15 protein-coding genes are annotated in these 16,562 nt (G+C 67.4%); 10 read left to right on the forward strand and 5 right to left on the reverse strand.

Going from position 1 to position 16,562, the window contains the following annotated elements; genetic code table 11:
- Window positions 1-310 precede the first annotated feature (310 nt).
- A complete protein-coding gene (locus tag FBZ89_RS23475) occupies window positions 311-928 on the forward strand; it encodes a hypothetical protein (protein ID WP_145752685.1) in 618 nt (205 codons plus the stop codon).
- A gap of 136 nt (window positions 929-1,064) precedes the next feature.
- On the opposite strand, the gene rpoH is transcribed toward FBZ89_RS23475, so the two are convergent.
- Both rpoH and FBZ89_RS23485 read right to left on the reverse strand, forming a co-directional pair.
- Window positions 1,065-1,946 (reverse strand): RNA polymerase sigma factor RpoH, encoded by an 882-nt coding sequence (rpoH, locus tag FBZ89_RS23480; protein WP_004272279.1) that lies wholly within the window; start codon window positions 1,944-1,946, stop codon window positions 1,065-1,067.
- Window positions 1,947-2,090: 144 nt separating this feature from the next.
- On the reverse strand, window positions 2,091-3,101 hold the full coding sequence (locus tag FBZ89_RS23485; protein ID WP_425465976.1) for an RluA family pseudouridine synthase: 1,011 nt from the start codon (window positions 3,099-3,101) through the stop codon (window positions 2,091-2,093).
- A gap of 128 nt (window positions 3,102-3,229) precedes the next feature.
- Between FBZ89_RS23485 and FBZ89_RS23490 the strand changes: the two genes are divergently transcribed.
- The 3 genes from FBZ89_RS23490 (at window position 3,230) to FBZ89_RS23500 (ending at window position 5,576) form a co-directional block, all read left to right on the forward strand.
- Complete coding sequence (locus tag FBZ89_RS23490; protein WP_145752687.1) at window positions 3,230-3,694, forward strand: hypothetical protein; 465 nt, start codon at window positions 3,230-3,232, stop codon at window positions 3,692-3,694.
- Between the two features lie 224 nt (window positions 3,695-3,918).
- Window positions 3,919-4,950 carry a threonine aldolase family protein gene (locus FBZ89_RS23495; RefSeq protein WP_145752689.1) on the forward strand — a complete coding sequence of 344 codons (1,032 nt, stop codon included), beginning with the start codon at window positions 3,919-3,921 and terminating at the stop codon, window positions 4,948-4,950.
- A 95-nt stretch (window positions 4,951-5,045) separates the two neighbouring features.
- On the forward strand, window positions 5,046-5,576 hold the full coding sequence (locus tag FBZ89_RS23500; protein ID WP_211115332.1) for a peroxiredoxin: 531 nt from the start codon (window positions 5,046-5,048) through the stop codon (window positions 5,574-5,576).
- A gap of 86 nt (window positions 5,577-5,662) precedes the next feature.
- Here the strand turns inward: FBZ89_RS23500 and FBZ89_RS23505 are convergent, their stop codons facing one another.
- Entirely contained in the window at window positions 5,663-6,274 is a 612-nt protein-coding gene (locus tag FBZ89_RS23505; protein ID WP_145752692.1) for a LysE/ArgO family amino acid transporter, read from the reverse strand.
- Window positions 6,275-6,375: 101 nt separating this feature from the next.
- Between FBZ89_RS23505 and FBZ89_RS23510 the strand changes: the two genes are divergently transcribed.
- Window positions 6,376-7,281, forward strand: a complete 906-nt coding sequence (locus tag FBZ89_RS23510; protein ID WP_145752694.1) for a LysR family transcriptional regulator ArgP — start codon at window positions 6,376-6,378, stop codon at window positions 7,279-7,281.
- Between the two features lie 36 nt (window positions 7,282-7,317).
- Here FBZ89_RS23510 and FBZ89_RS23515 read toward each other — a convergent pair whose 3' ends face one another.
- Window positions 7,318-8,061 carry a hypothetical protein gene (locus tag FBZ89_RS23515; RefSeq protein WP_145752696.1) on the reverse strand — a complete coding sequence of 248 codons (744 nt, stop codon included), beginning with the start codon at window positions 8,059-8,061 and terminating at the stop codon, window positions 7,318-7,320.
- A gap of 288 nt (window positions 8,062-8,349) precedes the next feature.
- Here FBZ89_RS23515 and FBZ89_RS23520 point away from each other — a divergent pair, with 288 nt between their 5' ends.
- Complete coding sequence (locus FBZ89_RS23520; protein WP_145752698.1) at window positions 8,350-8,835, forward strand: (2Fe-2S)-binding protein; 486 nt, start codon at window positions 8,350-8,352, stop codon at window positions 8,833-8,835.
- A complete protein-coding gene (locus FBZ89_RS23525) occupies window positions 8,835-11,129 on the forward strand; it encodes a xanthine dehydrogenase family protein molybdopterin-binding subunit (RefSeq protein ID WP_186457528.1) in 2,295 nt (764 codons plus the stop codon). The genes FBZ89_RS23520 and FBZ89_RS23525 overlap by 1 nt, the downstream gene beginning before the upstream one ends.
- A 209-nt stretch (window positions 11,130-11,338) precedes the next feature.
- On the opposite strand, the gene FBZ89_RS23530 is transcribed toward FBZ89_RS23525, so the two are convergent.
- Window positions 11,339-13,210 (reverse strand): sigma-54-dependent Fis family transcriptional regulator, encoded by a 1,872-nt coding sequence (locus FBZ89_RS23530; protein ID WP_145752700.1) that lies wholly within the window; start codon window positions 13,208-13,210, stop codon window positions 11,339-11,341.
- A gap of 248 nt (window positions 13,211-13,458) precedes the next feature.
- Here FBZ89_RS23530 and adh point away from each other — a divergent pair, with 248 nt between their 5' ends.
- From adh to FBZ89_RS23545, 3 genes are all read left to right on the forward strand, one after another.
- A complete protein-coding gene (adh, locus tag FBZ89_RS23535; protein WP_145752701.1) occupies window positions 13,459-14,979 on the forward strand; it encodes an aldehyde dehydrogenase in 1,521 nt (506 codons plus the stop codon).
- Complete coding sequence (locus FBZ89_RS23540) at window positions 14,979-15,428, forward strand: DUF779 domain-containing protein (protein ID WP_145752703.1); 450 nt, start codon at window positions 14,979-14,981, stop codon at window positions 15,426-15,428. The genes adh and FBZ89_RS23540 overlap by 1 nt, the downstream gene beginning before the upstream one ends.
- A 169-nt stretch (window positions 15,429-15,597) precedes the next feature.
- Window positions 15,598-16,551, forward strand: a complete 954-nt coding sequence (locus tag FBZ89_RS23545; RefSeq protein ID WP_145752705.1) for a helix-turn-helix domain-containing protein — start codon at window positions 15,598-15,600, stop codon at window positions 16,549-16,551.
- Window positions 16,552-16,562: the final 11 nt, after the last annotated feature.

Genomic DNA, 16,562 nt, shown 5'->3' on the forward strand with positions numbered 1-16,562 from the left:
GCCTATGTGATAGCGGCCCTTCGTTAATAAAAGGTCATTAATTTAAGGTTTGTGACGAAGGGAAAAAGAATCAGGGGTTCCGGGGCCAGTTCATGAGCCAAGGACTGTTCAGATAATCTCATGAATTGCGGTTCCGTCACAAAATCGACTGCTATTAGATTTTTGGGCGGTTTGGCAAAGTTAGACGGCCGTATCCCTGTCGTGCGCGCTCTTGTCACGCCTACATAGCGTGATCAATGCGCCCCGAAGATTGAGGAATGGCGCATCATCGCCGGCATGGCTCAGTCTAACGGCTCGGAAGATGGGGATCGTGGCGGCGCAGATGTCTTGCACCAATACCGCGCCGTCGGAGCGCATTGTCCTGCGGCGTGGGCGCGGCAGTTACCTCGCCGGGCTGTTCGGCTTCCTATTCGGCGTGCTTGTGATCGGACTTGATATTCCACACATCCGAAGCGGCTGGTCACTGTTGGTGATAGTGGCGTTCGCGCTCTACTGCGTCTATGCGCTGCGCGTTTATTGGCCGGGATGGCTTAGGCTCGCCATCGACGCGGACGGCGTGACCCTGACCCGCGGGCCCAATGTGACATTGTGCCGTTGGGATGATGTCCTCCTCATGAGGCGTTGCATGGGCAGCAGAAACCAGGAGGCAGGCATTTTCATCCGTCGGCGAGGCGATCCACCCGCCGACCACGGCTGTTACGACAGAAGCTGGTTTTTCATCCCGGACAGCTTTCCGCTCAATCGGGCAGCCCTCGCTGACCTGCTGCGGCGCTATCATGATCAGGGTGGGCGCCCGCCCTTGCCACCGGAGCAGGAGGATTCCCTTTATGATGCCAAGAGCGTCCGGCTGATAGTGCTGGTGCTGGGGGGTGTCTTCTGCGCACCGGTCATTATGCTGTTGGCGGTTTTGTTTCTGCGCCACCACTGATCACCATAAAAGGCAACGGCGGAACCCGTGGGTCCCGCCGTTCCGTCCAACTGCCACTTGCCCTAGAATTCATGTTCTTGCCCGCGGGGCGCCTGCCGTGGCGTTGTCGTCCGGTTGGGCGCGCCCACGTCAAGAATTAGGCCAAATGGGTCTCCAGGGCCGCGTTCTTCACGGCCTTCTGAAGCTTTTCGAACGCCCGCACCTCGATCTGGCGCACACGCTCGCGGCTGATGCCGAACTCCTGGGACAAATCCTCCAGCGTCGTCGGGTCGTCGCGCAGGCGACGCTCCGCCAGGATACGGCGCTCGCGGTCGTTCAGGCCCTTCATGGCGCCGGCCAGCAGGGCCTTGCGCTTACCCAGCTCTTCCCGGTCGGCCAGACGGATTTCCTGGCTTTCCGTCTCGTCCACCAGCCAATCCTGCCACTCGCCCTCGCCATCCACGCGCAGGGGGGCGTTCAGGCTGTGGTCGGGGCTGCCCAGGCGGCGGTTCATGGACACGACGTCCTGTTCCGGCACGTCCAGCTTGGTGGCGATGGCGGTCACCGTCTCCGGCGACAGGTCGCCGTCCTCGATGGCCTGCATCTGGCCCTTCAGCTTGCGCAGGTTGAAGAACAGCTTCTTCTGCGCGGCCGTCGTGCCCATCTTCACCAGGCTCCAGCTGTGCAGGATGTATTCCTGGATGGCGGCACGGATCCACCACATGGCGTAGGTGGCTAGGCGGAAGCCGCGGTCGGGGTCGAAGCGCTTCACCGCCTGCATCATGCCGACGTTGCCTTCGGAGATCAGCTCGGACAGCGGCAGGCCGTAGCCGCGATAGCCCATGGCGATCTTGGCCACCAGGCGCAAATGGCTGGTCACCAGCTGGTGGGCGGCGATGCCGTCCTCATGTTCCTGCCAGCGCTTGGCCAGCATGAACTCCTTCTCCGGCTCCAGCATGGGGAAGCGGCGGATTTCCTGAAGATACCGCGACAGGCTCGATTCCGAACTGACGGCGGGGATGGCGGGCAAGGTGGCCATGGTCAACAACCTTTCACGGTTAAGGACCCCCGGGGATCGGGCGGTCCCCCCATGCCGGATGCTCAAATGGAGCCCCCCGGACGGGGTTGGGGTGACACACTGATCAGTATACGCCTCTGACTCGTATCCGACCACACTTTAAAATCATTCTAAACTAAAGATCAGCCCTGCAAGATCGGCGGGCAGGTCGCTGGTGAAGGCCACCATGTCACCGCTGGCCGGGTGACGGAAGGCGATGTCCTTCGCATGCAACGCTTGGCGGCGAAAACCGAGAAGTTGGGCCTGCGCGTCCGGCGTCGCCTCCTTCAGCCGAACGCCCAGGGCGCCGGTGGGGCGGGCCTTGCCGTACAGAGGGTCGCCCACCAGCGGATGGCCGATCTGGGCCATGTGCACCCGAATCTGGTGGGTGCGGCCCGTGGCCAACTTGCACTCCACATGGGCGGCCAGCAGGCCGTAGCGGGCCAGCGTGCGCCAGCGGGTCAGGGCCGGCTTGCCGCCCTTGCTTACCACGGCCATGCGCTTGCGATCCGTCGGATGGCGGCCGATGTTGCCCTCGATTTGCCCCTCAGCCGTCGCCGGGGAGCCCCAGACGACGGCGTGGTAGGTGCGCGACAGGGTGCGGTCGGCGAACTGGGCCGACAGGCCGGCATGGGCGCGATCGGTCTTGGCCACCACCATCAGGCCGCTGGTATCCTTGTCCAGACGGTGGACGATGCCCGGCCGGCGCACGCCGCCGATGCCGGACAGCCGCTCCCCACAATGGAACAGCAGGGCGTTCACCAGCGTGCCGTCCGGGTTGCCGGCGGCAGGATGCACCACCATCCCGGCGGGCTTATCGATCACCAGCAGGTCATCGTCCTCGAAGACGATGGTCAGCGGGATGTCCTGCGCCACCGGCACGGCCGGTTCCGGCGCCGGCACGGAAATCTGGAACACCTGGCCGGGTTTGACCCGGTATGAGGCGTCGTCTATGGTCTGGCCGCCCGGCTGACCCAAGGCCACGCGCCCCTCCCCGATCAGCGCCTGCAGGCGTGAGCGGGTGAGGCCCGCGGCCTCCGGCACCAGCTGGGCCAGGGCCTTGTCCAACCGGTCGCGGGCCGCGGTGTCGGGGATAGTGACGGCGATCAGGGCAGAACCCGCCTCATCGCCCTCCAGTTCCTCATCCTCCGCGCCGTCCACCACCGGGGCGCCAAGATCCAGGCGGTCAGCCCCGCCCTCTCCCGCCACGGCGCCGAAGCGCGCGACGGCGGGGTCGGCAGGCTGGCCCGGGGCGGCACAGATGGTTGAAGCAAGTGCGGACAATAAAGACCTTCCTCGTCATCATGGGCGTACTCATCGTCGCCGGTTTCACCTTCATCGGGGTGGAGGTCTGGCGGCGTGCCACCGACCCGAGCCACCCCCGCGCCTTCGGCCGCCATGCTGATACGGCGACCCTTGGCACCACTACCGTGGGCACGACCACCGCAGGCACAACCACCGGTTCGGCCCTGCCGCCCGGGGCCCTGGCTCCGCTGCTGAAACTGCCGGAAGGCAGCCGCATCGAAGCCATGACCAGCGTGGGCAGCCGCCTGGCCGTCCAGGTCGTCCTTCCCGGCGGTGCCCAGCAGATCGTCCTGCTGGAGCCCAGTACCGGAAAGGTCCAGATCGCGGTCGTTACTGGAACCACTTCATCGGGCACCCCATCTTCCACAGGTGGGGCGCCTGAACCCAACCAGACGATGCGCCCGCAGGTTCTCCGGACGCCGTGATTACGGTCACACCGCCCCGCCCCCCACCAGCGTAATCGCCCTACATGACAGAGATTTAATGGCTCTTGTCACGAAGCCGGGGTTGGTCAAGGGGGCGCCGGCGACCGCCCAATATTTCACCATCCGGCGGCAGCATTGCGCTTTCCCACGCTTTTTTGCTTCCGCTTCAGGCGCGCCAGACCCGATCATCACCCGACATCCAGCAAAAGGCGAGACGGTCCCCCATGAACTTCATGAGCGACAATGTGGTGGGCGCGGCCCCGGAGATCCTGGCGGCCTTGGCCGCGGCCAATGAGGGCGCGCAGCCCTCCTACGGCGGCGACCCGCTGACGGCGCGGGTGACCCGGGACCTGGCCGAGTTGTTCGAGTGCGACGTCACCATCTTCCCCGTTGCCACCGGCACCGCCGCCAACGCGCTGGCCCTGTCGGTGCTGACCCCGCCCTACGGCGCCGTCTATTGCCATGACGAGGCCCACGTGCAGGTGGATGAATGTGGCGCGCCGGAGCTGATGTCCGGCGGCGCCAAGCTGGTTCCCTTGGCGGGCCCCCATGGCAAGCTGGACGCGATGGCGCTTAAGGCCGCCTTGGACAAGGGCGGCGCCGGCGTCGTCCACCATGTGCAGCCGGCCGCCCTGACCCTGACCCAGGCGACGGAGTCCGGCACCGTCTACACCCCCGGCGAGGTGATGGCCCTGACGGAGGTGGCGCGGGCGCACAAGCTGCGCGTCCACATGGATGGCGCCCGCTTCGCCAACGCGGTGGCCAGCCTGGCCTGCGCCCCGGCCGACATCACCTGGCGCGCCGGCGTGGACGTGCTGTCCTTTGGTGCCACCAAGAACGGTGCTCTGGCGGCGGAGGCGGTGATCTTCTTCGATAAAGCCCTGGCCGACAGCTTTGCCTATCGCCGCAAGCGGGCCGGCCACCTGTTCTCCAAGATGCGCTTCCTGTCGGCGCAGTTGGACGCCTACCTGACGGATGGCCTGTGGCTGCGCCTGGCCACCCACGCCAACGCCATGGCGACGCGCCTGGCTCAGGGCCTGGACGCCCTGCCCGGCGTCGGCCTGCGCAGCCCGGTGCAGGCCAACGAGGTCTTCGCCGTGATGCCGGAGCCGATGATCGCGGGGCTGGAAGCCGCCGGCTTCCACTTCTACCGCTGGGATGGCGCCTGCATCCGCCTGGTCACCGCCTGGAACACCGACCCGACCCATGTCGATGCCTTCGTCGCCACCGCGCGGGGGCTGGCGGGGATCGCCTGAGGCAAAAGACCGCCCCACGCCCAGGCCCGCGATGGCGTAGGGTCTGGGCCTCAAACCGGGGGCTGATGCATCCCGGCGAACTCTGTGGAGATGATATGCGCACCATCGTTCTCGCCGCCGCCTTCTCGCTGGTGGCCACCGCTCCGGCCTGGGCGGCCCTGCCCAACGGCGCCCCGGCCCCGGCCTTCACCGCCCAGGGCGCCCTGGGCGGCAAGACCTCGACCTTTTCGCTGACCGACGCGTTGAAGACGGGTCCGGTGGTGCTCTACTTCTTCCCCGCCGCCTTCACCAAGGGCTGCACCGTGGAGGCGCATGAGTTCGCCGAGGCGACGGAGACGTTCAAGCAGTACGGCGCCACCGTGGTGGGCGTGACCGCCGGGAACATCGATCGCGTGGCCGAGTTCTCCTCCGTTGAATGCCGGGACAAGTTCATGGTGGCCGCCGACCCCGACGCCAAGATCGCCGCCGAGTACGACGCCAAGAACCAGGGCAATGCCGCCATCTCCAACCGCACGTCCTACGTCATCGGCCAGAACGGCAAGGTCGTCGCCAGCTACACGGACAACAATCCGGACCAGCACGTGCAGTTGATGCTGGACGCGGTCAAGGCGCTGCACGCCAAGTAAGCGCAAGGCGCCAGACGCAAGGGGTGGGCGCAGGGGGCGGGCGCAGGGGGCGGCATGGCCGCGTGTCACCCCTCACGCCTCCGCCCTCACGCCCCCGCGACCAGCCTGAACGCGATGGCCCACATCACCAGCGCGATGACACCGTCCAGCAGCCGCCAGGCGGCGGGGCGGGCGAAGATGGGGCGCAGCTTGGTCGCGCCGTAGCCCAGCGAGAAGAAGAACAGGAAGGAACCGGTGATGGCGCCGGCGGCGAAGGATGCCTGGAAGCCGTCGAACTGCGTGGAGATGGTGCCCAGCAGGACCACCGTGTCCAGGTAGACGTGCGGGTTCAGCCAGGTGATGGCCAGGCAGGCCAGCAGGGTCTTGCCCAGGCCGCTTTTCTCCGCCTGGGCGCCCACCGTCAGCGCGCCGGTGGAGCGCCAGGCCGACCACAGGCTTTTGGCGCCGTACCAGGCCAGGAAGGCGGCGCCCGCATAGCGCATGACCGGATCCAGCCAGGGCAGCCAGGCGGCGGCGGTGCCGAAGCCGGTCACCCCCGCCCCGATCAGGATGGCGTCCGACAGGGCGCAGGCCAGGCACACGGCGAACACATGTTCGTTGCGCAGACCCTGCCGCAGCAGGAAGGCGTTCTGCGCGCCGATGGCGACGATGAGGCTGAGCCCCATGCTCAGGCCCGCGATGTAGACTGACGCATTCATGGCGATACCGGTATCCCAAGGGTTGGCTGGGCCTTGTGGTATCCGCGGTGGTCGGATTAGGCTAATTAAATCCTCTAATCTAAAATTAGCGAAACTTAGCCATGATCGATTACCCGGCGGCGCGCGCCGTGGCGCTGGTGGTGCAGACCGGCAGCTTCGAAAAGGCCGCCGCCGCGCTGAACGTCACCCCATCCGCCGTGTCCCAGCGCGTGAAACAGCTGGAGGAGCGGCTGGGCGCCGTGCTGGTCGAGCGGGGCACACCCTGCACCGCCACGGAAAAGGGCGAATGGCTATGCCGCCACATGGACCACGTCGGCCTGCTGGAACGGGAGCTGACGGCCCACCTGCCGGGCCTGGTCGATCCGGCGGCACCGGTGCCGCGCGTGACCCTGGCCATCGCCGCCAACGCCGACAGCCTGGGCACCTGGTTCCTGGCGGCGGCCTCCGCCTTCACCCGAGGCTGCGACCATCTGCTGAATATCATTATCGACGACCAGGACCACACCGCCGGCTGGCTGCGGCGCGGTCGCGTGCTGGCGGCGGTGACCTCACTGGAAAAGCCCATACAAGGCTGCCGCGTCACCGCCCTGGGCGCATTGCGCTATCACGCCACGGCTAGCCCGGACTTCATGGCGCGCCATTTCCCGGGCGGGGTGACGGCCGATGCGCTGGCCCAGGCGCCGGCGCTGACCTTCAACCAGAAGGACCGTCTGCAGCATGACTGGATTCGGCGGACGCTGGGCCGTGATGTCGTCCTTCCCACCCACTGGCTGCCGTCGACTCAGGGTTTCGTCGATGGCGCCCTGGCTGGAATGGGCTGGGGCATGAACCCCGCCCAGCTGGTACGCGGCCATCTGGACGCGGGCCACCTGGTGGAACTGACGCCCGGCGCCGTGCTGGACGTGCCCCTGTTCTGGCAGGTGAGCCGCCTGGCCGCCGACCAGCTTGCCGATCTCAGCCGCCGGGTTGTGGCCACGGCCAAGCGCGAGTTGATACAGCGGGCATGAGGCGGCGATATGGGCGTGTGTTGCGCGGTCCCGCCATCAGGCGCTGGGCAGCACCGTCCAGCCATTGGTGTTGGGATCCAGGCGTTTGACCGGCCCCTCGAAGCGCCGCATCAGCCCATCCAGCAGGCCGGGCAGGCTTTGATAGCGGTTGAGGATGGCCTGCACCTGCGCCTGGCCCGGCCCAGCGGTCCGGCCCGCCAGGGTGATCGCCTCATCCAGCGGGATGGCCCGGTGGACGACCGTGGCCGGGGCGGCCTGACGGGTGGCGTTCGGGGCCCGGATGTAAGCCAGCAGCGCCGTTTCGTCCACCAGGTGGCGCAACACGTCATCCAGGGCGTGTAGCACCTCCCCCCGCCAGCGGGTGGTGACGCCGCCGATACGCCGTTCCTCTCCACCGTTGGCGTGGCCGGCGCACACCACCTCCGCCAGGTGCCAGCGCAACCGGCTGGCGTAGCCGCCGAACATGTGGGCGTGCTGGTCCTGTTCCGGCAGGCCGGTGCGGGTGACAACGGGGGCCCCGGTGTTGGCATGGCCGAGGTCGATCGACGACATGCCGTTCCACACCTCGGCCAGCATGCCGCTGTAGTTGGCCATGCGGGTCGGCCAGACAGCGCCGCCGCCGAAGATATCGGACAACGCGTTGCGGACGACGCCGACGACATCACCGAAAACGTGATCACCCTGCATGGGGGCCAGGGGCGGGGCGGCGGTCGGCGCCGGCTCCGCCGGAATCTGGGCGCCCTGGGGATTGGCGAAGGTGCAGTTGGAAATGAGCGGCATGGGGGAAGCCCTGTCGGAGACGGGCCTGGGGAGCCCGCCGGAGGCCACACCCTAGCCGGATCAGCTGTCCCAACTCATGCGCGCCGAAGCTGTATGCCGCCCGGGGGAAGCGCTGATGCCCCCCCTGATCTTGTTGCGTATTCCGGTTTCGCTCATAGGATGCCATTGGGCCGCGCCACCGCGGCGCCCGAGAATGGTTCCCCTCTTTCGGGGCCGGTGGCAGAATGGGCGCCGGCCGTTCGCCGCCGCAACGGTGAAGGCCCGGCACGACAAGAATGGGCAGTTGAGATGATCACGTTCACGCTGAACGGACAGGTGCTGCGTTTCGAGGGCGATCCCGAAATGCCCCTGCTGTGGTATTTGCGCGATGTCCAGGGCCTGACCGGCACCAAGTTCGGCTGTGGTGAGGCGCTGTGCGGCGCCTGCACCGTGCATGCCGACGGCGCCCCCATCCGCAGCTGCCAGACGACGCTGGGCGACCTGTCCGGCGTGGCCGTCACCACCATCGAGGGCCTGTCGCCCGACGGCATGCACCCGGTGCAGGTGGCATGGCGGGAACTGAACGTGGCCCAGTGCGGCTACTGCCAGGCCGGGCAGATCATGTCGGCGGCGGCCCTGCTGAAGGACACGTCCCATCCCAGCGACGCCGCCATCGACGACGCCATGAGCGGCAACATCTGCCGGTGCGCGACATACCCCCGCATCCGTGCCGCCATCAAGCGCGCGGCCGGCGAAGTGCAGCGCAAGACGGCCAGCGGCGGGAGCGCCAAGTGATGGACGGGATCACCAACCTCAGCCGCCGCGCCGTCCTGATGGGCCTGGGCGCCGGCACCTTTGTTCTGGCCGGTGGGCTGGCCGACGGGCTCGGCCCCGTCGCCCGGGCGGAGGATACGCCCAAGAAGTATGGCGGCGACGCCATGCCCGGCGGGGTGAAGGACGACCCGCGCCTGTTCGTCGCCGTGGCCCCGGACGGCACCCTCACCATCCTCTGCCACCGGGCGGAGATGGGCCAGGGCGTGCGCACCAGCTGGGCCATGGTCATCGCCGACGAGATGGACGCCGACTGGGCCAAGGTGAAGGTGGACCAGGCGCCGGGTGACGAGGCACGCTACGGCAACCAGAACACCGACGGCTCGCGCAGCATGCGCCACCACTTCCAAGCCCTGCGCCGCATCGGTGCCGCCGCGCGGCAGATGCTGGTCCAGGCCGCCGCCGCCCAATGGGGCGTGCCGGCGGCGGAAGTGGCGGCGGACCATCACAGCCTGGTGCACGCCGCCAGCGGCCGGCGCCTGGGCTATGGTGAGGTGGCGGCGGCCGCCGCGGCACTGCCCGTGCCGGCGCGCGAGACGCTGGTGTTCAAGGACCCGGCCAAGTTCCGCTATATCGGCCGGGGCGATGTCGGCCTGGTCGATGGCTTCGACATCACCACCGGCCGCGCCACCTACGGCATCGACGTGCGGCGGGACAATATGCTGTACGCCGTGGTGGCCCGCCCACCGGTGCATGGCGGCAAGCTGAGCCACTACAACGTGGATGAGGCGCTGCAGGTGCCGGGCGTGCTGAAGGTGGTGGTGCTGAACACCGCGCCCCTGCCCTCCGGCTTCCTGCCCAAGGGCGGCCTGGCCGTGGTGGCGGAGAACACCTGGGCCGCCCTGAAGGGGCGGGAGAAGCTGAAGATCACCTGGGAGGATGGGCCCAACGCCAGCTATGACAGCGCCGCCTACCGGGCGGAGCTGGAGGCGGCGGCCCGCGCCCCCGGCCAGGTGGTGCGGACCGTGGGTGACGTGGACGCCGCGCTGAAAACGGCGGCCAAGCATGTCACGGCGGAATACTACATCCCCCATCTGGCCCAGGCGCCCATGGAACCACCGGCCGCCGCCGCCCAGGTGACGGGCGACAAATGCGAGATCTGGGGCAGCACCCAGGCGCCGCAGACCACGCGGGAAACGGTGGCCAAGGTGCTGAGCATCCCGGCGGAGAACGTGACCGTTCACCAGACCTTGGTGGGCGGCGGCTTCGGCCGCAAATCCAAGCCGGACTACATCGCCGAGGCGGCCCTGCTATCCCGCGCCATGGATGGCCGGCCGGTGAAGCTGACCTTCACCCGCACCGACGATTTGCACCACGGCTTTCTGCACACCGTGTCGGTGGAACGGCTGGAGGGCGGGCTGGACGCCAAGGGCAAGCCGGTGGCCTGGCTGCACCGCACCGTGGCCCCCTCCATCGGCGCCACCTTCACCGCCGGCGTGAAGCATGAGGGCGCGTCGGAACTGGGCATGGGGGCCGTCAACACCCCCTGGATCGTGCCCAACCTGCGGGTGGAAAACCCGGAGGCGGAGAGCCACACCCGCATCGGCTGGTTCCGCAGCGTCTCCAACATCCCGCACGCCTTCGCGGTGCAGAGCTTCGTGGCGGAACTGGCGGAGGCGGCAGGGCGCGACCCCAAGGATTTCCTGCTGGAGCTGATCGGCCCGGCCCGCCAGATCAACCCGGCGGACATGTCGGACAGCTGGAACTACAACGAGGACCCCGTGGCCTACGCCTATGACACCGGCCGCCTGCGCGGCGTGGTGGAGCGGGCGGCCAAGGAGGCCGGATGGGGCAAGCCGCTGCCCAAGAGCCAGGGCCGGGGCATCGCCGCCCACCGCAGCTTCGCCAGCTATGCCGCCGCCGTCGTCCAGGTCGCGGTCGATGCCCAGGGCAAGCTGACCATCCCCCGCGTCGACATCGCCTTCGACTGCGGCCCCGTCATCAACCCCGACCGGGTGCGGGCGCAGCTGGAGGGGGCGGTGACCCAGGGCGTCAGCCTGGCCACGCTGGGCGAGATCAGCTTCAAGGCCGGCCAGGTACAGCAGAACAACTTCGACACCTATGAAGTCACCCGCATCGACGCGGCGCCCAAGGACATCCGCGTGCACCTGATGCCGGCGGCCAAGTACGACGCGCCCCTGGGCGGCGTGGGCGAGCCCGGCGTGCCCCCCATCGCCCCCGCCCTGCTGAACGCCATCCACGCCGCCACCGGCAAGCGCATCCGCAGCCTGCCCATTCGCGACCAGTTGCGGGCGTGAGGAAAGCCCCGCCAGGCGCCGTTTCGGCCAAGCCCGAAGCGGCGCCTGGCCACGCATCTCGGTCGCGACCCCGCCTATCCGGAGCGCATGCGTGCCGATTATGACTGCGGCGACCACCTACATCCCTCCGACGCCGGCTATCGCGCCATGGCGGAGACGGCGCTGGCGGTCATAGCCCCCTGATCGGTTACCTCTTGGCCGCTTCAGGGTCAGTCCGGCCGCATCCGCCGGTGCAAAGTGCTGCGGTGCACGCCCAGTTCCCGGGCGGCGGCGCTGATGTTGCCCTGGTGCCGGGCCAGGGCCTGGCGGATGGCGTCATCCTCCCGCGTCTTCAGGTTGGGCGCCGGGGTGTCAACCGGTGCCGCGGGCGCCAGGTCGGGTGGCAGGTCGGCCGGGGTGACCAGGGTCCCCGGCGGCGACAGGGCCACCAGGGTGCGCAGCAGGTTGGCCAGTTCGCGCAGGTTGCCGGGCCAGTCATGGCGGCGCAGCCGGTCGCGGGCGGCGGGGGCCAAGCGGATCCCCCGGTCGGCGGCACCGAAGCTGGCCATCAGCGCGTCGATGATGCCGTCCAGCGGGCGTTGGCGCAAGGGCGGCAGGGTCACCACCAGGTGCTTCAGCCGGTAATAGAGATCGGCGCGGAAGGTGCCCTGGGCCACGCAGGCCGCCAGGTCGCGGTGGGTGGCCGTGACCAGCAGGAAATCCACCTTCACCGGGCGGCCGCCCACAGGCGTCACCTCGCCATCCTGCAGCACGCGCAGTAGGCGGGCCTGCAGCGCCGGCGGCATGTCGCCGATCTCATCCAGGAACAGGATGCCACCGTCGGCCTGACGGATCTGGCCGCGATGGCCACCCCGCCGGGCGCCGGTGAACGCGCCGTCCTCATAGCCGAACAGCTCGGATTCCAGCAGGCCTTCCGGAATGGCGGCGCAGTTGACCGCCACCAGGGGCGCCTGCGCCCGCGCGCAGGCGGCATGGGCCGCGCGCACGAACACCTCCTTGCCCGTTCCCGTCTCCCCCTGGAGCAGCACGGGGATGCCGGCGTCCAGCGCCAGGATGGCGCGGTCCAGCAGCGGCCGGGTGCTGGCGTCCCACAGCATGCCGTCCCTGGTGGCCGATGGTGGGGACAAGTCCTTGGCAGGGGCCGGGCGGCGTATCGCGGGGCGGCTCTTGCCCGGCGTGGTGATGCGGGCATGCAGCGGGCGGCCGCCATCGGCGGTGCGCAGGATACGATCGCCCCGCGCCAGACCGCCGTCCAGCACACTCTCCAGCCGTACCCGGCCGATGGCGGCGGCGTCCAAGCCCAACAGGGCCAGCGCCGCCGGGTTGGCCGCGCGCACCACGCCATCGTCCACCGCCAGCAGGCCCTCCTGCGGGGTGCCCAGCCAGCCGGGGTGGGCGTGCAGGCGCACCACCAGCTCGTGCCCCTCCGCCTCCTGGGCCGTCCAGCGATGTTCCAGGTGGGCCACAGCCAGGCTGGCCAGGCTTCTGGCGCTGGCGCCCTGGGCATCCGACCGGGCCGCGCGCGTGTCGCCCGACAGGTCAATGACCCCGGCCAGCGCGCCGTGGGGGTCCATCACCGGCATGGCGGTGCAGATGAGGAAGGCATTGTCGGTCAGGTAATGCTCCGCCCCCCGCACCTGGACCAAGGCGCGTTCGGCCAGGGCGGTGCCCACGGCGTTGGTGCCCTCGTCATCCTCCCCCCAGCCGGCGCCGGGCTGGAGGGAGACGCGGCGGGCGCGGCGGACAAAGCCGGCATCGCCGCGCGCGTCCAGGATCAGGCCCCGGTCGTTGGTCAGCAGCACCATGCCGCCCAGGTCGCGCATGGCCTGGTGCAGGGTGTCCAGTTCCGGTGTCGCGAGATGCATCAGGGTATGGTGACGGTCGCGCAGCGCCGCCAGGTCGGCCCGCGACAACGGATCCTGGCGTGCGGGCCGGTCGGCGCGCAGGCCCTGGTCGGCGCAGCGGCGCCAGGACCGCGCGATGATGGGCGGGATGGGAGCCCCCTCCAGGCCGCCCGCCTCGCCCAGCCGCTCGCGCGCCATGGCCAGGACGGTCGCCAGACTTTGCGGGGCGTTCGCCATGCTGATCCTCCCGATTTCGCGACAGGTGTCGCGGATATGTCGCGCATTGCGACAGGTCCGGCGCCGGTCTTTGGGGGAAAGCATGGGGCAGATCGGCAGCCCCCGCAACCCGACCTAAGTGGCATGGATTAAGGGCTTGATCCGGCGGGATTCCTGAAACCGTCGATGCGGTTGGCACGGCCCTTGCCACTGGCAGACCAGCGCAAACCGCCCGCCTGAGGCGCAAAACAAGCTGGAGGACACGTTACATGGCCAAGATCGCCCCCGGACAGTACGGCAGCCCGGTCTCGTTCAAGAGCCGCTATGGCAATTTCATCGGCGGCGAGTGGGTGCCGCCGGCGTCCGGCGAGTATTTCCAGAACACCACCCCCATCACCGGCCAGGTCATTTGCGAGATACCGCGGTCGAACGCGGAGGATATCGAGCGCGCGCTGGACGCGGCGCACGCCGCCAAACGCGACTGGGGCCGCACCTCGGCCGCCGACCGCGCCCGCGTCCTGGAAAAGATCGCCCAGCGCATTGATGACAACTTGGAAACCCTGGCGACGGCGGAAACCTGGGACAACGGCAAGCCCATCCGCGAGACGCGCGCCGCCGACATCCCCCTGGCCGCCGATCACTTCCGCTATTTCGCCGCCGCCATCCGCGCGCAAGAGGGCGGGATTTCGGAGATCGATCACAACACCATCGCTTATCACTACCATGAGCCCCTGGGCGTGGTCGGCCAGATCATCCCCTGGAACTTCCCCATCCTGATGGCGACGTGGAAGCTGGCCCCGGCGCTCGCCGCCGGCAACTGTGTGGTGCTGAAACCGGCGGAACAGACGCCGGTCAGCATCCTGGTGCTGATGGAACTGATCCAGGATCTGCTGCCCAAGGGCGTGGTCAATGTCGTCAACGGCTTCGGGGTCGAGGCCGGCAAGCCGCTGGCCAGCAGCTCCCGCATCGCCAAGATCGCCTTCACCGGGGAAACCACCACCGGCCGGCTGATCATGCAGTATGCCTCGCAGAACCTGATCCCCGTGACACTGGAGCTGGGCGGCAAGTCGCCCAACATCTTCTTCGACGACGTGGCGGCCCAGGACGACGCCTTCCTGGACAAGGCCATCGAGGGCTTCGTCATGTTCGCCCTGAACCAGGGCGAGGTCTGCACCTGCCCCTCGCGCGCCCTGATCCAGGAAAGCCTGTACGGCCGCTTCATGGACAAGGCGCTGGCCCGCGTGCAGGCCATCAAACAAGGCAACCCGCTGGACGGCGACACCATGATCGGCGCCCAGGCCAGCAGCGAGCAGCTGGAGAAAATCCTCTCCTACCTCGACATCGGCAGGAAAGAGGGCGCCAAGGTGCTGGCCGGCGGCAACCGGGCGGAACTGTCGGGCGACCTCGCCGGCGGCTTCTATGTCCAGCCCACAGTGTTCCAGGGCAACAACCGCATGCGCATCTTCCAGGAGGAGATTTTCGGCCCGGTGGTGGCCGTCACCACCTTCAAGGACGAGGAAGAGGCGCTGCACGTCGCCAACGACACGCTGTACGGCCTGGGCGCCGGCGTGTGGACGCGCGACATCAACCGCGCCTATCGCTTCGGCCGGGAAATCCAGGCGGGCCGGGTGTGGACCAACTGCTACCACCTGTACCCGGCGCACGCGGCCTTCGGCGGCTATAAACAGTCGGGCATCGGGCGTGAAAACCACGCCATGATGCTGGACCATTACCAGCAGACCAAGAACCAATTGGTCAGCTACAGCCCCAACGCCCTGGGCTTCTTCTGATGGCGGGCCTGGCCATTCCCAACCAGGACAGCCAGGCCTCCACGGATCCCGGACCATCGGAAACGGTGGTCCGGGCCACCGTGCTGAGGGTTGACGCCACGCCTGAGGCGCTGGCGCTGATCCAGAGGCTGGAGGCCCGCCACGGCCCCCTGCTGTTCCACCAGTCCGGCGGCTGCTGTGACGGCAGCGCGCCCATGTGCTACCCGCGTGGGGAGTTCATGATCGGCGACGGCGACGTCCTGCTGGGCGAGATCGGCGGCCAGCCCTTCTACATGGGCAAGGCCCAGTTCGAGTATTGGAAGCACACCCGCCTGACCATAGACGTGGTCCCCGGCCGGGGCGGCATGTTCTCCCTGGAAGGACCGGAGGGCCTGCGCTTCCTCACCCGGTCGCGGCTGTTCACGGATGAGGAGAACGCGGCGCTGGAGGCGACGCCCCTCGGTGTTTGATAATAGCTTCGTCCGCAAAAACTACCCGAAATAGGAGCAATTAACCACAAGACCTGTCCTTTGAGACGGGGCGTTAACCATAACATCCGCCCACCGCCCAACGTATTCAATATATCATGACCCTCATGCGCACTGCGGACGCCCTTTGATCGGCGCTACGGGGGGAAGGTTGTCGAGCGACGTTATCCGGTTCAGTACCGAGGGGATGGGACAGCGGGAGGCAAAAGAATACTGGGCCGACCATGTGGGAGATGCCTGCCACGGCGTCCGGTGTGATTTTCGCAATGTCGAGCATTTCAGCGCCAGCACCGAATATGCGGACTTTGACTTTGGGAAGATAACCCAATTTTGGGTTAGCGACATCCAGGCGCAGCGCTTGCCCTTTCATATATCAAGGGACGGGCTTGAGTTGCTATGTGTTTCCCTTATAAAGCAGGGGAATGGAAGAATATCCGATAACTCGAATGAGTTATTCTGGCGCCCTGGCGATGTGTATTGCGGCCCCGTCTCAAATCCATTTCAGGTCGAAATGAAAGGGCCGGTAGAATTTGTAACATTATATTTTGAAAAATCGTGGATTCGTTCAATCGGCTCGGTTCCAACCGGGTTATTCTTTAAAGAAATATCGGCCATGTCCGGATGGGGGAAAGCCGTCTCGCAGATGATGTTGGAAATATCCCCCAAATCAATAGGGGACTTGGCGCTACCCGCTGCTGACATCGCAGAAAATATTGCAGGTTTATTGGCGTTATGCGCCGGCCCGGACACGGCACCACTCCGCGCCAGCGGTCGGTCCCTTCTCGACCGACTGCGCGCGGATATGCGGGATCGCCTGTCCAGCCCGTCCCTTAGCCCTATCGGTTTCGCGGCGGAGCATGGAATTTCCGTACGAACCTTGCATTCCCTGTTCTCCGCCGCGGGGACAAGTTTCATGGCGGAGTTGTGGACCATGCGGCTTGAGCAGTCTCGTTCCCTGCTGACCAATCGTCGCCTGGATAAAAAGAGTATTTCTGAGATTGCGGCGATGGTGGGCTTTTCAAATGCGGACCACTTCACTGCCCGATTCCGCAAAGCCCATGGGGTGTCTCCTAAAAAATACAGACAAGGCTCTAATGAAAAATAGATTATTTTATA

The sequence above is a fragment of the Nitrospirillum amazonense genome (assembly GCF_007828045.1).
Lineage (GTDB): Bacteria > Pseudomonadota > Alphaproteobacteria > Azospirillales > Azospirillaceae > Nitrospirillum > Nitrospirillum amazonense_C.